14 protein-coding genes are annotated in these 14,383 nt (G+C 72.1%); 9 read left to right on the top strand and 5 right to left on the bottom strand.

Annotated features, from left to right (window positions below; genetic code table 11):
* The first annotated feature begins 27 nt into the window (after window positions 1–27).
* Window positions 28–690 carry an LPXTG cell wall anchor domain-containing protein gene (locus ACZ61C_RS45655; protein ID WP_465314237.1) on the top strand — a complete coding sequence of 221 codons (663 nt, stop codon included), beginning with the start codon at window positions 28–30 and terminating at the stop codon, window positions 688–690.
* 48 nt (window positions 691–738) lie between these two features.
* Here ACZ61C_RS45655 and ACZ61C_RS45650 read toward each other — a convergent pair whose 3' ends face one another.
* Complete coding sequence (locus tag ACZ61C_RS45650) at window positions 739–2,994, bottom strand: hypothetical protein (RefSeq protein WP_465314300.1); 2,256 nt, start codon at window positions 2,992–2,994, stop codon at window positions 739–741.
* 91 nt (window positions 2,995–3,085) lie between these two features.
* Between ACZ61C_RS45650 and ahcY the strand changes: the two genes are divergently transcribed.
* The 4 genes from ahcY to ACZ61C_RS45630 all read left to right on the top strand — a co-directional run bounded on the left by ahcY (window position 3,086) and on the right by ACZ61C_RS45630 (window position 5,737).
* Complete coding sequence (gene ahcY, locus ACZ61C_RS45645; protein ID WP_465314236.1) at window positions 3,086–4,558, top strand: adenosylhomocysteinase; 1,473 nt, start codon at window positions 3,086–3,088, stop codon at window positions 4,556–4,558.
* Between the two features lie 110 nt (window positions 4,559–4,668).
* Window positions 4,669–4,956 (top strand): FitA-like ribbon-helix-helix domain-containing protein, encoded by a 288-nt coding sequence (locus tag ACZ61C_RS45640; protein WP_465314235.1) that lies wholly within the window; start codon window positions 4,669–4,671, stop codon window positions 4,954–4,956.
* On the top strand, window positions 4,950–5,399 hold the full coding sequence (locus tag ACZ61C_RS45635; RefSeq protein WP_465314234.1) for a type II toxin-antitoxin system VapC family toxin: 450 nt from the start codon (window positions 4,950–4,952) through the stop codon (window positions 5,397–5,399). The genes ACZ61C_RS45640 and ACZ61C_RS45635 overlap by 7 nt, the downstream gene beginning before the upstream one ends.
* Window positions 5,396–5,737 (top strand): VOC family protein, encoded by a 342-nt coding sequence (locus ACZ61C_RS45630; RefSeq protein WP_465314233.1) that lies wholly within the window; start codon window positions 5,396–5,398, stop codon window positions 5,735–5,737. Before ACZ61C_RS45635 ends, ACZ61C_RS45630 begins: the two co-directional genes overlap by 4 nt.
* 1 nt (window position 5,738) lies before the next feature.
* On the opposite strand, the gene ACZ61C_RS45625 is transcribed toward ACZ61C_RS45630, so the two are convergent.
* Window positions 5,739–7,166: an MFS transporter gene (locus tag ACZ61C_RS45625; protein WP_465314232.1), complete on the bottom strand. Its 1,428-nt coding sequence runs from the start codon at window positions 7,164–7,166 to the stop codon at window positions 5,739–5,741.
* 49 nt (window positions 7,167–7,215) lie between these two features.
* Between ACZ61C_RS45625 and ACZ61C_RS45620 the strand changes: the two genes are divergently transcribed.
* Window positions 7,216–7,821 (top strand): TetR/AcrR family transcriptional regulator, encoded by a 606-nt coding sequence (locus ACZ61C_RS45620; RefSeq protein ID WP_465314231.1) that lies wholly within the window; start codon window positions 7,216–7,218, stop codon window positions 7,819–7,821.
* Here the strand turns inward: ACZ61C_RS45620 and ACZ61C_RS45615 are convergent, their stop codons facing one another.
* Window positions 7,822–8,820 (bottom strand): hypothetical protein, encoded by a 999-nt coding sequence (locus tag ACZ61C_RS45615; RefSeq protein WP_465314230.1) that lies wholly within the window; start codon window positions 8,818–8,820, stop codon window positions 7,822–7,824.
* Window positions 8,821–9,067: 247 nt separating this feature from the next.
* Between ACZ61C_RS45615 and ACZ61C_RS45610 the strand changes: the two genes are divergently transcribed.
* From ACZ61C_RS45610 to ACZ61C_RS45600, 3 genes are all read left to right on the top strand, one after another.
* Window positions 9,068–9,646 carry a papain-like cysteine protease family protein gene (locus ACZ61C_RS45610; RefSeq protein ID WP_465314229.1) on the top strand — a complete coding sequence of 193 codons (579 nt, stop codon included), beginning with the start codon at window positions 9,068–9,070 and terminating at the stop codon, window positions 9,644–9,646.
* The gene (locus ACZ61C_RS45605) at window positions 9,643–10,407 is read left to right on the top strand and encodes a hypothetical protein (RefSeq protein WP_465314228.1); all 765 of its coding nucleotides are present in this window, start codon (window positions 9,643–9,645) and stop codon (window positions 10,405–10,407) included. The genes ACZ61C_RS45610 and ACZ61C_RS45605 overlap by 4 nt, the downstream gene beginning before the upstream one ends.
* Before the next feature lie 61 nt (window positions 10,408–10,468).
* Window positions 10,469–11,122 carry a dTMP kinase gene (locus tag ACZ61C_RS45600; RefSeq protein ID WP_465314227.1) on the top strand — a complete coding sequence of 218 codons (654 nt, stop codon included), beginning with the start codon at window positions 10,469–10,471 and terminating at the stop codon, window positions 11,120–11,122.
* Here ACZ61C_RS45600 and solA read toward each other — a convergent pair.
* Both solA and ACZ61C_RS45590 read right to left on the bottom strand, forming a co-directional pair.
* Window positions 11,111–12,241 (bottom strand): N-methyl-L-tryptophan oxidase, encoded by a 1,131-nt coding sequence (gene solA / locus ACZ61C_RS45595; RefSeq protein WP_465314226.1) that lies wholly within the window; start codon window positions 12,239–12,241, stop codon window positions 11,111–11,113. The two genes, ACZ61C_RS45600 and solA, sit on opposite strands and share 12 nt — an antisense overlap.
* The gene (locus ACZ61C_RS45590) at window positions 12,238–14,295 is read right to left on the bottom strand and encodes an FAD-dependent oxidoreductase (protein WP_465314225.1); all 2,058 of its coding nucleotides are present in this window, start codon (window positions 14,293–14,295) and stop codon (window positions 12,238–12,240) included. Before ACZ61C_RS45590 ends, solA begins: the two co-directional genes overlap by 4 nt.
* Between the last annotated feature and the right edge of the window lie 88 nt (window positions 14,296–14,383).

Genomic DNA, 14,383 nt, shown 5'->3' with positions numbered 1-14,383 from the left:
TCTTCCCCGCCGGTACAGGAGTTCTGAATGCGCAGTCGTACCTTCCGCGGCGCGATCGCGATCGTCGCGCTGACCACCGCCGCCCTTCTCGGCACCGCCGGCTCCGCGCTGGCCTGCCACAGTGACGACAACCGCCCGCACCCGACGCCGGGCAAGGCAACGCCGTGCGCCGAGGGCACGGACCTCAGCCAGAGCGACGTCGACTTCAAGATCGTCCGGAACCGCCTCAACATCTCCCAGGTGCACGAGGGCGTCACGGTGAAGCGCATCGTCGTCATCGGTGGCGACGACGGCTTCAACGACTACACCCCGGGCGCCAAGGGCCTCGAGAAGAACGCGCCGTGGAACGACCTGCGCGCGCCGTTCAGCCGCAACGGCCACCAGGCCGACATCGACAAGTGGTTCCTCTGCGGCACGAAGACCAAGCCGACCGAGACCACCAAGCCGCCGGTCACCAAGCCGACCGAGACCACGAAGCCGAGCTCCCCGGCGACCTCCGACACCTCGGTCGCGCCGACCAGCTCCACCGCTCCGGCCGCCGTCCCGGCGGGCAACGAGTCCGGCACCGGTGGCGGCCTGGCCAACACCGGTTTCGACAACATGTGGCTGGTGTGGATCGCCGCGCTGCTGCTGCTCGGTGGTGGCGGCCTGCTCGCGCTGCTGAAGTTCCGCCGCAAGGCTTCCGAGTGAAGCTGAGCTAGCTCACGGTCGAAGGCCCCTCGCTCCGGCGAGGGGCCTTCACCGTTTCGAGGGGAAGTCCCACAGCAGGCCCTGTTCGCCGCCGCGCGGCTTGCCGAGACCGGCGGCCATCGCGACGGCGTGGTCCCATTCGGCGTCGACGACGTAGTCCTGGTGCTTGAGCACCCCCGCCGCCCAGCGGTGCCGCCCGGTCGGGCCGCGCAGCGGGTCCGGCAGCCAGTGGTCACCGCCGAGGATCAGGACGCCGTTCTCGTCGGCCTTCGCCTTCAGCGGGCCCGAGCCGCCTTCGGGCTGGAAGCCGACGCCGTAGAGCTGCCGGTCGGAGACCTCGTGCCGCCACGTCGTCACGCCGCCGCCGAAGATGTCGGTGCCGCGGCACAGGGCGCGCCACCGGCCATCGAGGTCGGCGAACAGCCGCTCGAGCGCCTCCTGCGGCAGCAACGCCGGGAACGCGCGCTGGTACCCCCACTGCAGCGGCGAACCGGCGGTCAGCACGCCGACGCGCTCGAGGTCCTCGGGCGGCAGTTCGGCCGCGAGCCGGGCGGCGGCCATCACCGTGAGCAGGCTGCCGAGGTTGTAGCCGGAGAGCACCACGCGCGTCCCCGGGTCGGCGAGGTGCTCGCGCGCCCGCGCCGCCAGTTCCGGGACGACCTTCAGCGCGTAACACGGCGGCACGGTCGGGTGTGCCGCGCGCGGCCAGAAGCACACGAGGTCGGCCAGCGCACCGAGGTGCCGGCTGCGCTGCGGGGTGCGCGCGGCCGTGTAGACGACGCGCAGCAGGCCCGCGGCCAGCGCGCCGAGCGCGACGACCCCGATCGCCGACAGCGGCTTGAACCAGCCGGGGACCACTCCGAACCCGAAGCGCAGCACCAGCAGCGCGGCGCCGCCCGCGGACATCGCCGAAGCGACGGTCAGCGCCAGGTGGTGCAGGTGCCGCCGCTCCCAGGCCGAACGCGCCCACGCCGCCGCGGCCTGGGCCTCTTGCCGCTCGTCGTGCTCCATCAGCTCGACGATCGCCGGGACGCCCCGCCGCAGCCGGCGCAGCGGGACGGCGACCGCGAAGCCCAGCCCGGCGAGCACCGCGGCCAGCGCCAGTCCGGCGCCCCACAGCACCGTGACCAGCACGTACGTGTCGGGCACCTGCAGGTGTTCGGCGCCGGAAAGCCGTCGCACGGCTTCGGTGAGACCGGCACCGAAGCCGCCGCCGAGCAGCCCGGCCAGCGCGAGCACCGGCGCGGCCGCCCAGCCGCCCGCCCACGGCCGCAGCCGGCGCGGCTTGTGCTTCCAGCCGGGCCGGGCCAGCACCGCGGCCGGCGCCAGGAACAGCGCGAACAGCACCGTGACGACGACCAGCGCCGCGCCCAGCCCTTCGACGACACCGTTGGTCCCCGGCAGCGGGCCCGTGCCGGGGCGCAGCCGCACCGCGGCCACGACGACCAGCAGCCCGGCGAACGCGAGCACCCCGGGCCGGGCGAACCGGCCGGTGTCGACGCCGATCGCGGCGGCGATGACGGTGGCCAGCACGAGCGCCAGCGTGACGATCCACACGACCAGGTCGAAGCCCTCGCCCGGCACGCGGAACGGGCCGCCGAGCAGCAGCAACGCGACCGACGCCAGCGCGGCGACGGTGTGCAGGCAGCGCAATGCGGGTGTCTCCGGGTCGGCGCGCATCCGCAGCGGCCCCTCGGTCAGGTCGCCGTCGGCGTGCACCGCCCAGGTCGCCGACGAGATCCGGTGCAGCACGAAGATCACGAGCAGCAGGGGCAGCACACCGACCGCGATCCGCGCGGGGACCGAGCGGACGGCGTCCGGGACCACGGGCAGGCAGCCCGACCCGGGTGCGAGGCACTGCGCGGCGAACAGGTCGAGCGCGATCGCCGCGAGCTGGCCCATCAGCAGCATGGTCAGCAGCAGGGCGCCGACGCGCAGCAGGCCGCGGCAGACCGCGCCGAAGACCCGCGCGAGCCGCCTGTCCGGCGACGCCGGCGGCAGCATCCAGAACGCGACGTTGGCCAGCGAGAACGGGAACAGCAGCGCCCAGGTGGCCTTCGCGGCGCCGCCGGAGGTCATGCCGTGCCACAGGTACCCCTCGAGGGTCCGCGGGATCGACCGGCCCAGCGCCGGCAGCACCGGGCCGGGCGCCGGGCGGCGCAGCCGGTCCGCCGGGCGGATCACCCGGCCCAGCCCGTCGCCGGCGACGTCGACGGTCGCGACCGCGTCGAGCAGCGTTTCGCCGCTGGTGCCCACGAGCCCGGCGACGCGGATTTCGACGACGCGGGTGTCCGAGCCGGGCATGGCCACGGTAAGGGTCTCCTAACCATCTGGGGACTGTGGAGCGGACAACGGTAGTGTTCCGGTGTCGTCGAGTCTTGGAGGAATCGCCACTATGACCCCCGAAAGCGTTGCCCAGCGGCACCAGACCCGCGGCGGCATCGAGTTCGCCGTAGCCGACCTCGAAGCCGCCGAATTCGGCCGCAAGGAGATCCGCCTCGCCGAACACGAGATGCCGGGCCTGATGGCGCTGCGGCGCGAGTACGCGGAGGTCTACCCCCTGCGCGGGGCGCGGGTCTCCGGTTCGCTGCACATGACCGTGCAGACCGCCGTGCTGATCGAGACGCTCGTTTCGCTGGGCGCCGAGGTGCGCTGGGCGTCCTGCAACATCTTCTCGACCCAGGACCACGCGGCGGCCGCGGTCGTCGTCGGCCCGCACGGCAGCACCGAGGAGCCCAAGGGCGTCCCGGTGTTCGCGTGGAAGGGCGAGTCGCTCGAGGAGTACTGGTGGTGCACCGAGCGCATGCTCACCTGGGACGGCGAGGGTCCCAACATGATCCTGGACGACGGCGGTGACGCCACCATGCTCGTCCACAAGGGCACCGAGTTCGAGAAGTCGGGCGTCGTGCCGACCCCGGACGAGAACACCTCGGACGAGTTCCGCGTGTTCCTCGAGCTGCTGCGCGCGTCGGTCGCGGCCGACACCGGCAAGTGGACGAAGATCGGCGAGGGCATCCGCGGGGTCACCGAGGAGACCACCACCGGCGTGCTGCGGCTGTACCAGCTCGCCGCGGCCGGTGAGCTGCTGTTCCCGGCGATCAACGTCAACGACGCGGTGACGAAGTCGAAGTTCGACAACCGTTACGGCATCCGCCACTCCCTGATCGACGGCATCAACCGCGGCACCGACGTCCTCATCGGCGGCAAGGTCGCGGTGGTCTGCGGGTACGGCGACGTCGGCAAGGGCGCGGCGGAGTCCCTGCGCGGCCAGGGCGCGCGCGTGGTCGTCACCGAGATCGACCCGATCTGCGCGCTGCAGGCGGCGATGGACGGCTACCAGGTCCGCACGCTCGAGAACGCGCTGCCGGAGGCCGACATCGTCATCACGACGACCGGCAACAAGGACGTCGTGCTGGTCGAGCACATGGCGAAGATGAAGCACCAGGCGATCCTGGGCAACATCGGCCACTTCGACAACGAGCTCGACATGGCGGGCCTGCAGCGCTACCCGGGCATCCGGCGCATCACCATCAAGCCCCAGGTCGACGAGTGGATCTTCCCGAACGGCAACACGATCATCGTGCTGTCCGAGGGCCGGCTGCTCAACCTCGGCAACGCGACCGGGCACCCGTCGTTCGTGATGTCGAACAGCTTCTCCAACCAGGTGATCGCGCAGGTCGAGCTGTTCACCAAGCACGAGGAGTACGACAACGAGGTCTTCCGGCTGCCCAAGAAGCTCGACGAGAAGGTGGCGAAGATCCACCTGGACGCGCTAGGCGGAGAGCTGACGAAGCTCACCAAGGAACAGGCCGAATACATCGATGTGGATGTCGAAGGGCCGTTCAAGCCGGAGCACTACCGGTACTGAGGTTTTCGCGTTTCAGCAGGTCAAGGCCGCCCCGAAAGTGTTCGGGGCGGCCTTTTGTATTGCGTCATGAACAGTGATAGCTCGAATGGGTGACGTGTTATCATGGTGAGGTGAAACAGTTGATCACCCGGATCGACGACGAGCTGCACGCCCGGTTGAAAGCGCGAGCCGAAGCCGAAGGGCGCAGCATGAACGACCTGGTCACGGAAGCGCTGAGGGGCTTAGTGGCGAAGACCGAAACCCGTACTGAGTGGAAGCGGCGACTGATCGCCGAGGGAAAGATCGTGCACGTGGAGCCGCCGGCTCAGGTGCCTACCCTCGACGAGATCGAAGACCTGTCCCGGGGCTGGGGCACGGCAGTGAGCGAGGCGCTCGACTGGACCCGAGGGGAGTGGTGACCATGCTGTACGTCGACACCAGCGCGTTGGTGACCGCCTACCTGCCGGACGAGCCGGAGCACGACAAGTTCCGCAAGCTGCTCCTCGAGGGTGGTGGCCCGATCGTGAGCAGCGACTTCACCCGGATCGAGTTCGCCGGGGCCATGACGGCCGCCAAGCGGACCGGCCGCATTCCCGACCCCGCCGCGGTGCTGGCGCACTTCGACCACCTCGCCTCCCCGGACGGGGACCTGGTGCTCATCCCGTTCCATCCGGACCGGGTTATCCCGGCGGCCCGGCGGCTGGTCACCGAGAACTACCCGGTGCGCACCCTCGACGCGATCCACATCGCCGTCGCGATGCACGACACGGCCGAGCTGACCGCCGGTGAACCGGTCACCTTCGTCACGCGCGACCAGCGTCAAGCCGAAGCGGCCGAGGCCAACGGGTTCGAGGTGCTGTGACCGTCAACCTCTTTGCGGGCATCGCCGTCCGCGACTTCGCGGGCGCTGTCGCGTGGTACGAAAAGCTCTTCGGCTCCCCGCCGACCTTCGTCGTGCACGAGACCGAAGTGCTGTGGGAAGTCACGGCACACGGCTCGGTCTACGTCGTGGAGCGGCCCGAGCGGGCCGGGCTCGCCATGCACACGCTCTTCGTCGAAGACCTCGACGAACGCGTCGCCGGGATCTCCGCGCGAGGCATCGAACCGGCCGACCGGGAGGCGTACGACAACGGCGTCCGCAAGATCATCTACCGCGACCCCGAGGGCAACGAGCTCGGCATCGGCGGCGGGCCCGCCTGACTCAGGCGCGCCGCGAGCGGGCGATGCCCCACCCGACGAGCGCGCCGGCCACGACGGTGAGCGTGACCCCCGCGATCATCACGGCGTCCCGGAACTGCGCGGTCTGCAGCGCGCTCCAGTGCGCCGTGGTGATGTCGCCGGTGAACAGGGCCGCGAGGATCGTGCCGGTGACCGCGATGCCGGCGCCGGACGTCACCTCGGTCGCCGTGTCGGTGAGGGCCGCGCCGATCGTCGTGCGGTTCTCCGGCAGGCCGCGCAGGACGTTGACGCCGGCGACCGCGCCGACCACGCGCATCCCGGCGGCCACCAGCACCAGCGCGATGGCGACCCACACGTACCCGAGCCGGCTGAACAGGCCGTAGAACGCAAGCCCGGCCACCACCGCCGAAGCGCTGAGCCACGCCGCCCGCTCGAGGCCGACGCGTTGCACGAACGGGCCGACAAACGCGCCGCCCGCGACCAGGACCACCACCTGCGGCAGCAGCCCGGCGGCCGCGAGCGCGGGCGGCCAGCCCCAGTCGAGCTGCAGCTGCAGCGTCACCAGGTAGCCGAGGCCCGCGGTCGCCAGCCCGGCCGCGGCCTTGAACGCCAGGCCGCTGGAGACGAGAGGGTGCGCGACGAGCTTCAGGTCGAGCAGCGGGTACCGCGCCGAGCGCTCGCGGAGGACGAACAGCACCGCCGTCACGACGGCCGCCGCGGTGGCCGCCCACGGTGCCCAGGAGCCGGTGCCTTCGTGGACGAACAGCGTCGGCACGACGAGCGCGAGCACGATCGTCACCGTTCCCAAGGCCGCGCCAGGGACGTCGATGGGGTCGCGGTGCAGGTCGGCCAGGTTGTCAGGAGAGATGCCGGACCGGATGCCGGCGATCGCGAGGAGCGCGATCGGCACGTTGACCAGCAGCAGGACCTGCCACGGCGCGATCGCGAGCACAAAACCGCCCGCGGTCGGGCCGATCGCCAGCCCGACCAGGCCGACCGTCGAGATGAGGGTCGTCGCGCGGACGCGCAGGCCGTCGTCGTCGAACAGCCGGAAGGCCAGGGCCATCGACCCCGGGGTGGTCATCGCGGCCGCGACGCCCATCAGCACCCGGACGGCGATGAGCTCTTCCGCGTCGGTGACGAACGCGGTCGCCAGGCTCGCCGCGCCGAGCAGGGCCAGGCCGATGAGCATGACCCGGCGCCGGCCGAACCGGTCGGCGACCGCGCCGAACGCCAGCATCAGGCCGCCGAAGACGACCGCGTAGGCGCCGGTCACCCACTGCAGCGTGGTGGTCGACGCGCCGAGCTCGCGGCCGATCGTCGGCAGCGCGACGTTGAGGATCGAGTTGTCCAGCATCTCGAAGAGGAACACCGCGGACAGGCCCGCCAGGGCGATCCACGCCTCGCGCAAGGACCGGGGGGACCGGGCGGTGACAATGTCGGTGGTCATGCCACTAAGTTAACTCACTAAGTTTAGTGACACAAGGGAGGGTGGTCGGATGCCCAGGACCAGCGAGCGGGGCGGGCCGCAAACACGGGCGAAGATCTCGGAGGTCGCGACCCGGCTGTTCCTCGAGCGCGGGTTCGACGAGGTCACGGTCGCCGAAGTCGCGCGGGAGGCCGGCGTCTCGAGCGTGACGGTCTTCAAGCACTTCCCGCGCAAGGAGGACCTCCTGCTCGACCGCCAGGTCGACGCGGCCGACGTCCTGCGCTCCGCGGTGCGTGACCGCGCTCGGGGCGTCGACGTGCTCGACTCCCTGCGCGCCGCGACCTTCCGGCTCCTCGACGAGCGCCACGGGCTGTCCGGCGTCGCCGACGGGGCGATCCCGTTCTTCCGGACGGTCGCGGCGTCACCCGCGCTGCTCGCGCGGGTGCGGGAGATCGGCTCGGACCTGCAGCGGCTCCTCGCCGACGAGCTTGCGAGCGACCCGGTCTACGACGGCGACGGGCCGCTGTTCGCCGCGTTCTTCATCGGCGGTTACGGCACGGTGCTGGTGGAGACCGCGAGCCGGCTCATCGACCAGGGCGACCCGGAAGCCGTGGCGGCCGACCACCGCGAACGGCTGGAACGGCTGTTCACCGCACTGCGCAACGGAGTGGGGTGATCAGTTCCACTCGACGGCGACGCCGGCCAGTCCCGGCCCGGCGTCGCTGAAGAACGCGCTGCTCACGCCGCCCATGTCGCACGCCAGCTCCTCCGCCACGACCGGCAGGGCGTCGTCGCGGGCGCGGACCTGACGCGTGCAGCGGGCCGGCAGCGCGTTGCGGTCGAAGCGCAGCTGGACCAGATAGCTCGCGCACCGGTCGCGCAGCATGCGGTAGTACCCCGGTGACGCCGAGCCCGAGTCGTCGCGGACCTCGAAGCAGAACACGTGGATGTCGCCCTCGGCGAGCTTGCGGTCGAACAGCAGCTCCGTTGCCATCGTGTCCGCATCCGGGTTGCGGCGCATCCGCCCGACGCGGCAGCCCTCGTCGGTGATCAGCTCGACGTCGTCGATCCGGCAGCCCGGATCGCCGTTGTAGACGGTCAGGTAGCGGTCGGGGCCGTGCCGCCGGGCGCGCGTCACCAGGCGCGTGCGGAGGCTGACCTGGCGGTGCTCGGCGTCGAACTGGATCGTGTCGTGGACCGACAGCAGCTCGAGGTCGGCGTTGTAGTGGTTCGACGACGGGTACGCGCCGAGCTCGGCGAGCAGGTCCTCGACGATCGACCCCATGTCACCGGAACGCAGGTCGTGGAACGACGCCGCGGGCTGGTGGCCACGGCGGACCAGTCGCGGTCCGATGAGGACCACGAGGGCGTCCGCGGGCAGCTGGAGGACCGATTCGAGGGCCCGGACCGCCGGGAGCGCCTTCGGCACCTCGGGCTGGCGCAGCCCGCGTTGCCAGTAACTCAGCGTCGACTGTCCGATTTGGACCCCGCGCAGGGCGAGGTGGGCGCGCAGCCGCGCCAGGGAGAGGCCCCGGTACGCGATCGCCAGCCGCAGGGCGTGGTGGAACTCGCCGGTGCGGAGCGCCTCGGTCAGCTCTTTGGGCAGCTCGGCGACCGATGCCCGGGTCGCGCGGGCGCCATCGATGATCAGTGGGAGGTTCCCGTCTTGTGCCACCGCTCGTCCCTTCACCCGACCAGTGTGTGCGCTGGGCGTGAACACCGCGGAACGTTCACGTTAGCAGCGTAGAGTGGCGGTGCCGACCCCCGTTCAGGGTGGTTGGCCACGTGATGGTGACTGTTCCGCGTTCCGGCTGTGCCCCGGAACGGTCCGTTCAGCCAGATGGCGTTCTTGCTCCTTGTGACCGCGTTGTTCACCGTTGTGACCACCGCTGGTTCGCCCACGTTCGAGCAGGAGGCCGTCCGTGCTGGTGAAGTCGAGCCGGGTACCCGCCACGTTGGCCGTGTGCCTGATGTTGTGCCTGGTCGCGCCGGCTCAGGCCCTGGCCGCCGCGCCCCGAGTGCCGCCCGCCCACCAGACCCGGATCACGATGCAGGCGCAGCAGAAGAACCAGTGGTGCTGGGCCGGTTCGGGCGCCACGATCGCCGCGTCCCACGGCGTCGGGGTCAGCCAGACGCGCTTCTGCCAGCTCGCTCACGGCGAGACCGGCCAGGACTGCGCGAACCTGACCGGCACGCTCGCCGACCCGCAACGCGCTTTCGCCCGGCTCGGGTTCAGCTCGCCGGGCCGGTACCTCGACCACCGCGTCTCCTACGCCGACGTCCGGACGCAGACCGCGGCCGACCGGCCGATCGAGACCCGCGTCGGCTACCGCTCCGGCGGCGGCCACACGCACGTCGTCTCCGGCTACGACACCGGCGGCGACTGGGTCACCTGGAGCGACCCGGGCGCGTCCCGGCGCTACAACTGGTCCACCTACGGCTATTACACGCACAACTCGTCGTTCACCTGGACGCACACGCTCACCGGGATCGCCCGATGAGCAGGCGGGCGCTCGTGCTCGCCGTGCTGACCGGCTCGGCGCTGCTGATGACGGCACCGGTGTCAGGCGCGGCCCAGGCCGCCGGCATCAGCAGCGCCGACGCCGTGGCCGCACACACCGCGGCCGCGGCGCCCGGGCTCCGGGACACCCTCGTCCGGTTCTTCGCGCAGGCCCCGGGGGCGCAGGCGCCGGTCTCGGTGGAGATCGCGCCGGACGCCTACGCCGTCTACGAGCTCTCGCCGGACTTCGTCGGGGGCAAGCCCGGCGCGGTGCCGGGGGACTTCGCCTACTTCGCGATCCCCGTCCGGGCCTCCGACGGCCGCACCGCGACGCTCTGGTCGGTCCGCGACGGCGACAGCGCCTGGCAGATCGGCAACATCGCCTCGGGTGACGTCGAAAGCGCGTACGCGCGGAAGCTGCCGGCGGGCGCCCAGCTGCTCCACGAGCCGCAGGTCGACGCCTGGTACGCCGTCCGCGACGGCCGGGTCACGCCGTTGTCGGACGACCGGGCCGCGGTGCCCGTGGCGGACTATCAGCGGACGGTTTCGGGGCGGTACGAGGACAAGCTGCCCGGCTCGGCCTACGCCCGCGACGGTGAGGCCGGCGGCTACGACGCCACCTCCCAGGTGATGCCCCGCGGCGACGGCGGCCCGGCGCCGTCGAGCCACGACACGGGCTGGGTGCCGTTGCTGATCCTCGTCGGCGTGCTCGCGGTCAGCGGCGCCGGGTACGTGCTCCACCTGCGGCGGAACCCCGCATGAGACGTGCCGGCGGGCCCGGTGTCGATCCCCTTCCACCGGGCCCGTCGGTCCACCACGGATAATGACGCGCGTGGGTCGACTGGTGGTCATCGAAGGGCTCGACGGCGCGGGCAAGCGGACGCTGACCGACGGGCTGACGGCGCAGCTGCGCGCCAAGGGCGCGAGCGTGGTGTCGCTGGCGTTCCCGCGGTACGGCGAGAGCGTGCACGCGGACCTCGTCAAGGAGGCGCTGCACCGCGGGCACGGCGACCTCGCCGACTCCGTGTACGGCATGGCCGTGCTCTACGCGCTGGACCGCAGCGGCGCCGCGGACCACATCCGCGCGCTGCGGGACGCGCACGACGTCGTCCTGCTGGACCGTTATGTCGCGTCCAACGCCGCCTACGCGGCCGCACGCCTACGGCAGGACGCGAACGGCGAAGTCGTGAAGTGGGTGTGGGAGCTGGAGGTCGGCCGCTTCGGCCTGCCGCGCCCGGACGCGCAGCTGCTGCTGCGTGTCGAGCCCGCGGTGGCGGCCGAGCGCGCCGAACGCCGCGCGGCGGTCGAGACCGACCGGGAGCGTGACGCCTTCGAGACCGACGACGGTCTCCAGCGCCGGTGCGCCGCGGTGTACGACGAGCTGGCCGCGTCGGGCTGGCTGGCGCCGTGGCACGTCCTGGACGGCGTCACGGGAGTCGACCTCGACGGGCTCGCGACGACGCTGCTAGGCCAGTAGCCGCGCCGGGTCGAAGTGGCCGATGGGGTGGGCCGTGCCGCCGTCGACCACCAGGTCCGCGAGGACCTCGCCGATCACCGGGGCGAACTTGAACCCGTGGCCGGAGAAGCCGCACGCGAGCACGACGCGCTCTTCGGCCGGGTGCCGGGCGACCACGAAGCTCTCGTCGGCGGTGTCGGTGTACATGCACGTCGCCGCGCGGAGGAACGCGCCGGGCAGCGTCGGCAGGTGCCGCTTCACCACCGACGTGATCTCGTGGATCTCGTCGGCGGAGACGGTCCGGTCGATCCCGTCGGGTGTGCACGGCCGGCCGCCGCTGTGGAACGCGACCTTCACGCCGTCCGCGGGCGCGTTGTGCGCCGGGAAGCCGTAGAACGTGTAGCCGTCGCCTTCCCAGATGTAGACGGGGTGTTCCCGGAACGGCGCCACCCCACCGGACGGCGCGAACCAGTACTGCACCTGCCGCCGGACCGTGAACGCGACGCCGAAGTCGCGCAGCAGCTCGGCCGCCCACGCGCCCGGAGCCAGCACAAGCCGGTCGGCCGTGTAGTAGTTGTGCGAGGTGCCGACGCGCACGCCGCCGGCCATCGTGCTCCAGGTGAACACCTTCTCCTCGTGGTGCAGCTCCGCGCCGCACCGCGCGGCGAGCTGCAGGTGCGCGGCGACGCTGCCCTCGGGGGACACCAGCCCGGCGCCCGGCTCGTACAGCCCGACCTCATCCGCCGACGGCGCCATGGCCGGGAACCGGCGCCGGATCTCCCGCGCGTCGAGCAGCTCGTGCGGGACGCCGAAAGCCGTCGCCGACGCGAGGCTGCCGGTGATCGTCCGCGAGTTCGCCGTGCCGACCATGATCCCGCCGCAGCGAGTGAACAGCCGCCGTCCGCTGTCGCGCTCCAGGCCGTCCCACAGCTCGTGCGCGCGCAGCAGGAGCGGGACGTACTCGGGGCCTTCGAGGTACGCCTGGCGCGTGATCCGCGAACCGCCGTGGCTCGACCCGCGGTTGTGCACCGGTGCGAACTGGTCGAGGCCGAGCACCCGCTGCCCGCGCTGCGCCAGCCGGTAGGCCGCGGCGCTGCCCATGCCGCCGAGGCCGACCACGATCACGTCGTAGTGCGTCATCCGACCCTCCCCGGCACGCGGGTCCCGGCGTGCTCGATCTCCACCGGCGTCCCCGGCTCGCCGTACTCGACCGGCAGCCAGGCGTAACCGACGGTTCTTCCCGTGGTGTGGCCGAAACCGGCGCTGGTGACGTACCCGGCCGCGCGGCCTTCGACGTACACGGGTTCCTTGCCCAGCACGACGTCGTCGGCCGTCAGGCGCGTCAGGCGGCGGCTCACCGTCGCTTCGGAACGGTCCTTCAGCGCGTCGCGGCCCAGGAAATACCCTTTGTCCATGCGGACGGCGAAGCCGAGCCCGGCCTCGTAAGGATCGTGCTCGGTGGTGAAGTCGACCCCGGCGACAAGGCCTCCTGCTTCCCAACGCAGGCTGGTCAACGCTCGATAACCGGCGACGGCGATGTCCCGTTCGCGCAGCTCGTCCCACAGGCGGCGGCCCAGGTCGGCCGTGGTGTGCAGCTCCCAACCGGGTTCGCCCACAGTGGACAGTCGCAACGCGACGACCGGGACTTCGCCGACGTACGTCTCCTCGGCAGCGCAGTCCGTTGTGGACAGTTCGGGCAGGACCTCCCCGCTCGACGGTCCCCACACACCGAGGCAGCACGTTCCCGGGGTGGTGTCGTGGATCTGCACGGTGCCGTCGCCGGGCAGGTGCCGCCGCAGCCAGTCGAAGTCCAGCCGGCCACCCGCGCCGACGTGGAAGCGCTCGACGCCGAGCCGGGCGACGGCCAGCTCTCCGCGCAGGCCGCCGTCTTCGCCGAGCAGCAGGGTGCGGGTCACCGTGCCCGGCGGTGTCGCCAGGTCGTTGGTGGTCATGGCCTGCAGGAACGGCAGCGCGCCCGGCCCGGTGACGGCGAGCCGCGGCGCGGGCGTGAGATCGAACATCGCGACGCGCTCACGGGCCACGCGCGCTTCCGCGCCCACTTCGGTTGCGTACCGCTCCGGCCGCGCCCAGCCGTCCACCGTCCCGAAGCGCGCACCGAGTGCCTCCTGGCGCTCGTGAAAGGGGCTGGTCCGCACCGGCGCGGTGAACCGGGCCGACGGCGCGAACCGGGCGAGGTCACAGCCGTGCAGGGCGAGCGACGGCTGCCCGTCGACGAGCCAGCGCGCCAGCTCACGCGCGGCTCCCGCGGAGTGCTCGACGCGGATCGCCTCGGCCACCCAGAAGCCGTCGAGGTCCGGGTGCTCACCGAGCAGCGGCCTGCCGTCCGGGGTCCCGGGGAGCACGACCGCCGTGGTCGACTCGACGCCGGCGTCGCGCAGCGCGGGCAGCAGGTCGACCGCCGCTGCGACACCGAAGCCGAGCCGGTCGACGTGCTCGCGGACGTACCTCCCGGTCCCGAGGTGACGCAGTACGGGCTTGCCCGCCTGGACGTGTTCGTCGTTGTGGCCGGCCAGATCCGGCAGCGGCGACGTCAGCGAATACTCGTGGGTCAGCGGCACCTGAGGGACGCTCAGCCCGACGAGCCCGCCCGAGCCGTCGCAGGAGACGACCACGTCGGCGCGGAACCGCCCGGCCGCGGTGACCACACCGGTGACGCGCCCGGCCGCACGTTCGATCGTGACGGCTTTCTCCGTGGTGAAGCGGGCTCCGCGCGCTTTCGCCCGCCGAGCCTGCGCTTCGGCCGCGCGCCGGGCGTGCACGAGGCCGTCGCCGGGGACGTGGAACCCGCCGAGCACGCGGGTCCGGTCGAGGAGCGGGTGCAGGTCCGCGCACTCGTCGGGGGTGCGCAGGAACCCGCGCACCCCCCACGACGTCGCCCAGCCGTGCCGCCGCTTCAGCTCCGTGAGCTGCTCCGGCGTGGTCGCGAGCTCCAGGCTGCCCACCGGGTTGAAGCACCACTGGCCGTCGAGACCCGCGTACTTCGCGACGGTGTACTTCGCGAACTCGGTCAGCGTCCGGTCCGGGTCGGTCCGGAACACCAGCCCCGGCTGGTCGCCGGCGTCGTCGACCCCCAGGACGGTGACGTCGGTCCAGCCGCGTTCGGTGAGCTCGTCGGCCAGTGCGCAGCCGACGAGGCCGGCGCCGAGGACGACCACCCGGGGCCGTGCTGCCATCGCGTTCCCTTCCGGGGCGACGAAGTTGCGTCTTCGGCAACAAAGTGCGTCATGCGCGACGCACTGTCAAGCGCCCGAAAAGGTGCCC

It is taken from the genome of Amycolatopsis sp. NPDC104587 (assembly GCF_055583645.1).
The sequence above is the reverse complement of the archived record's forward strand: the minus strand, read 5'-3'. Positions and strand labels throughout refer to the sequence as shown.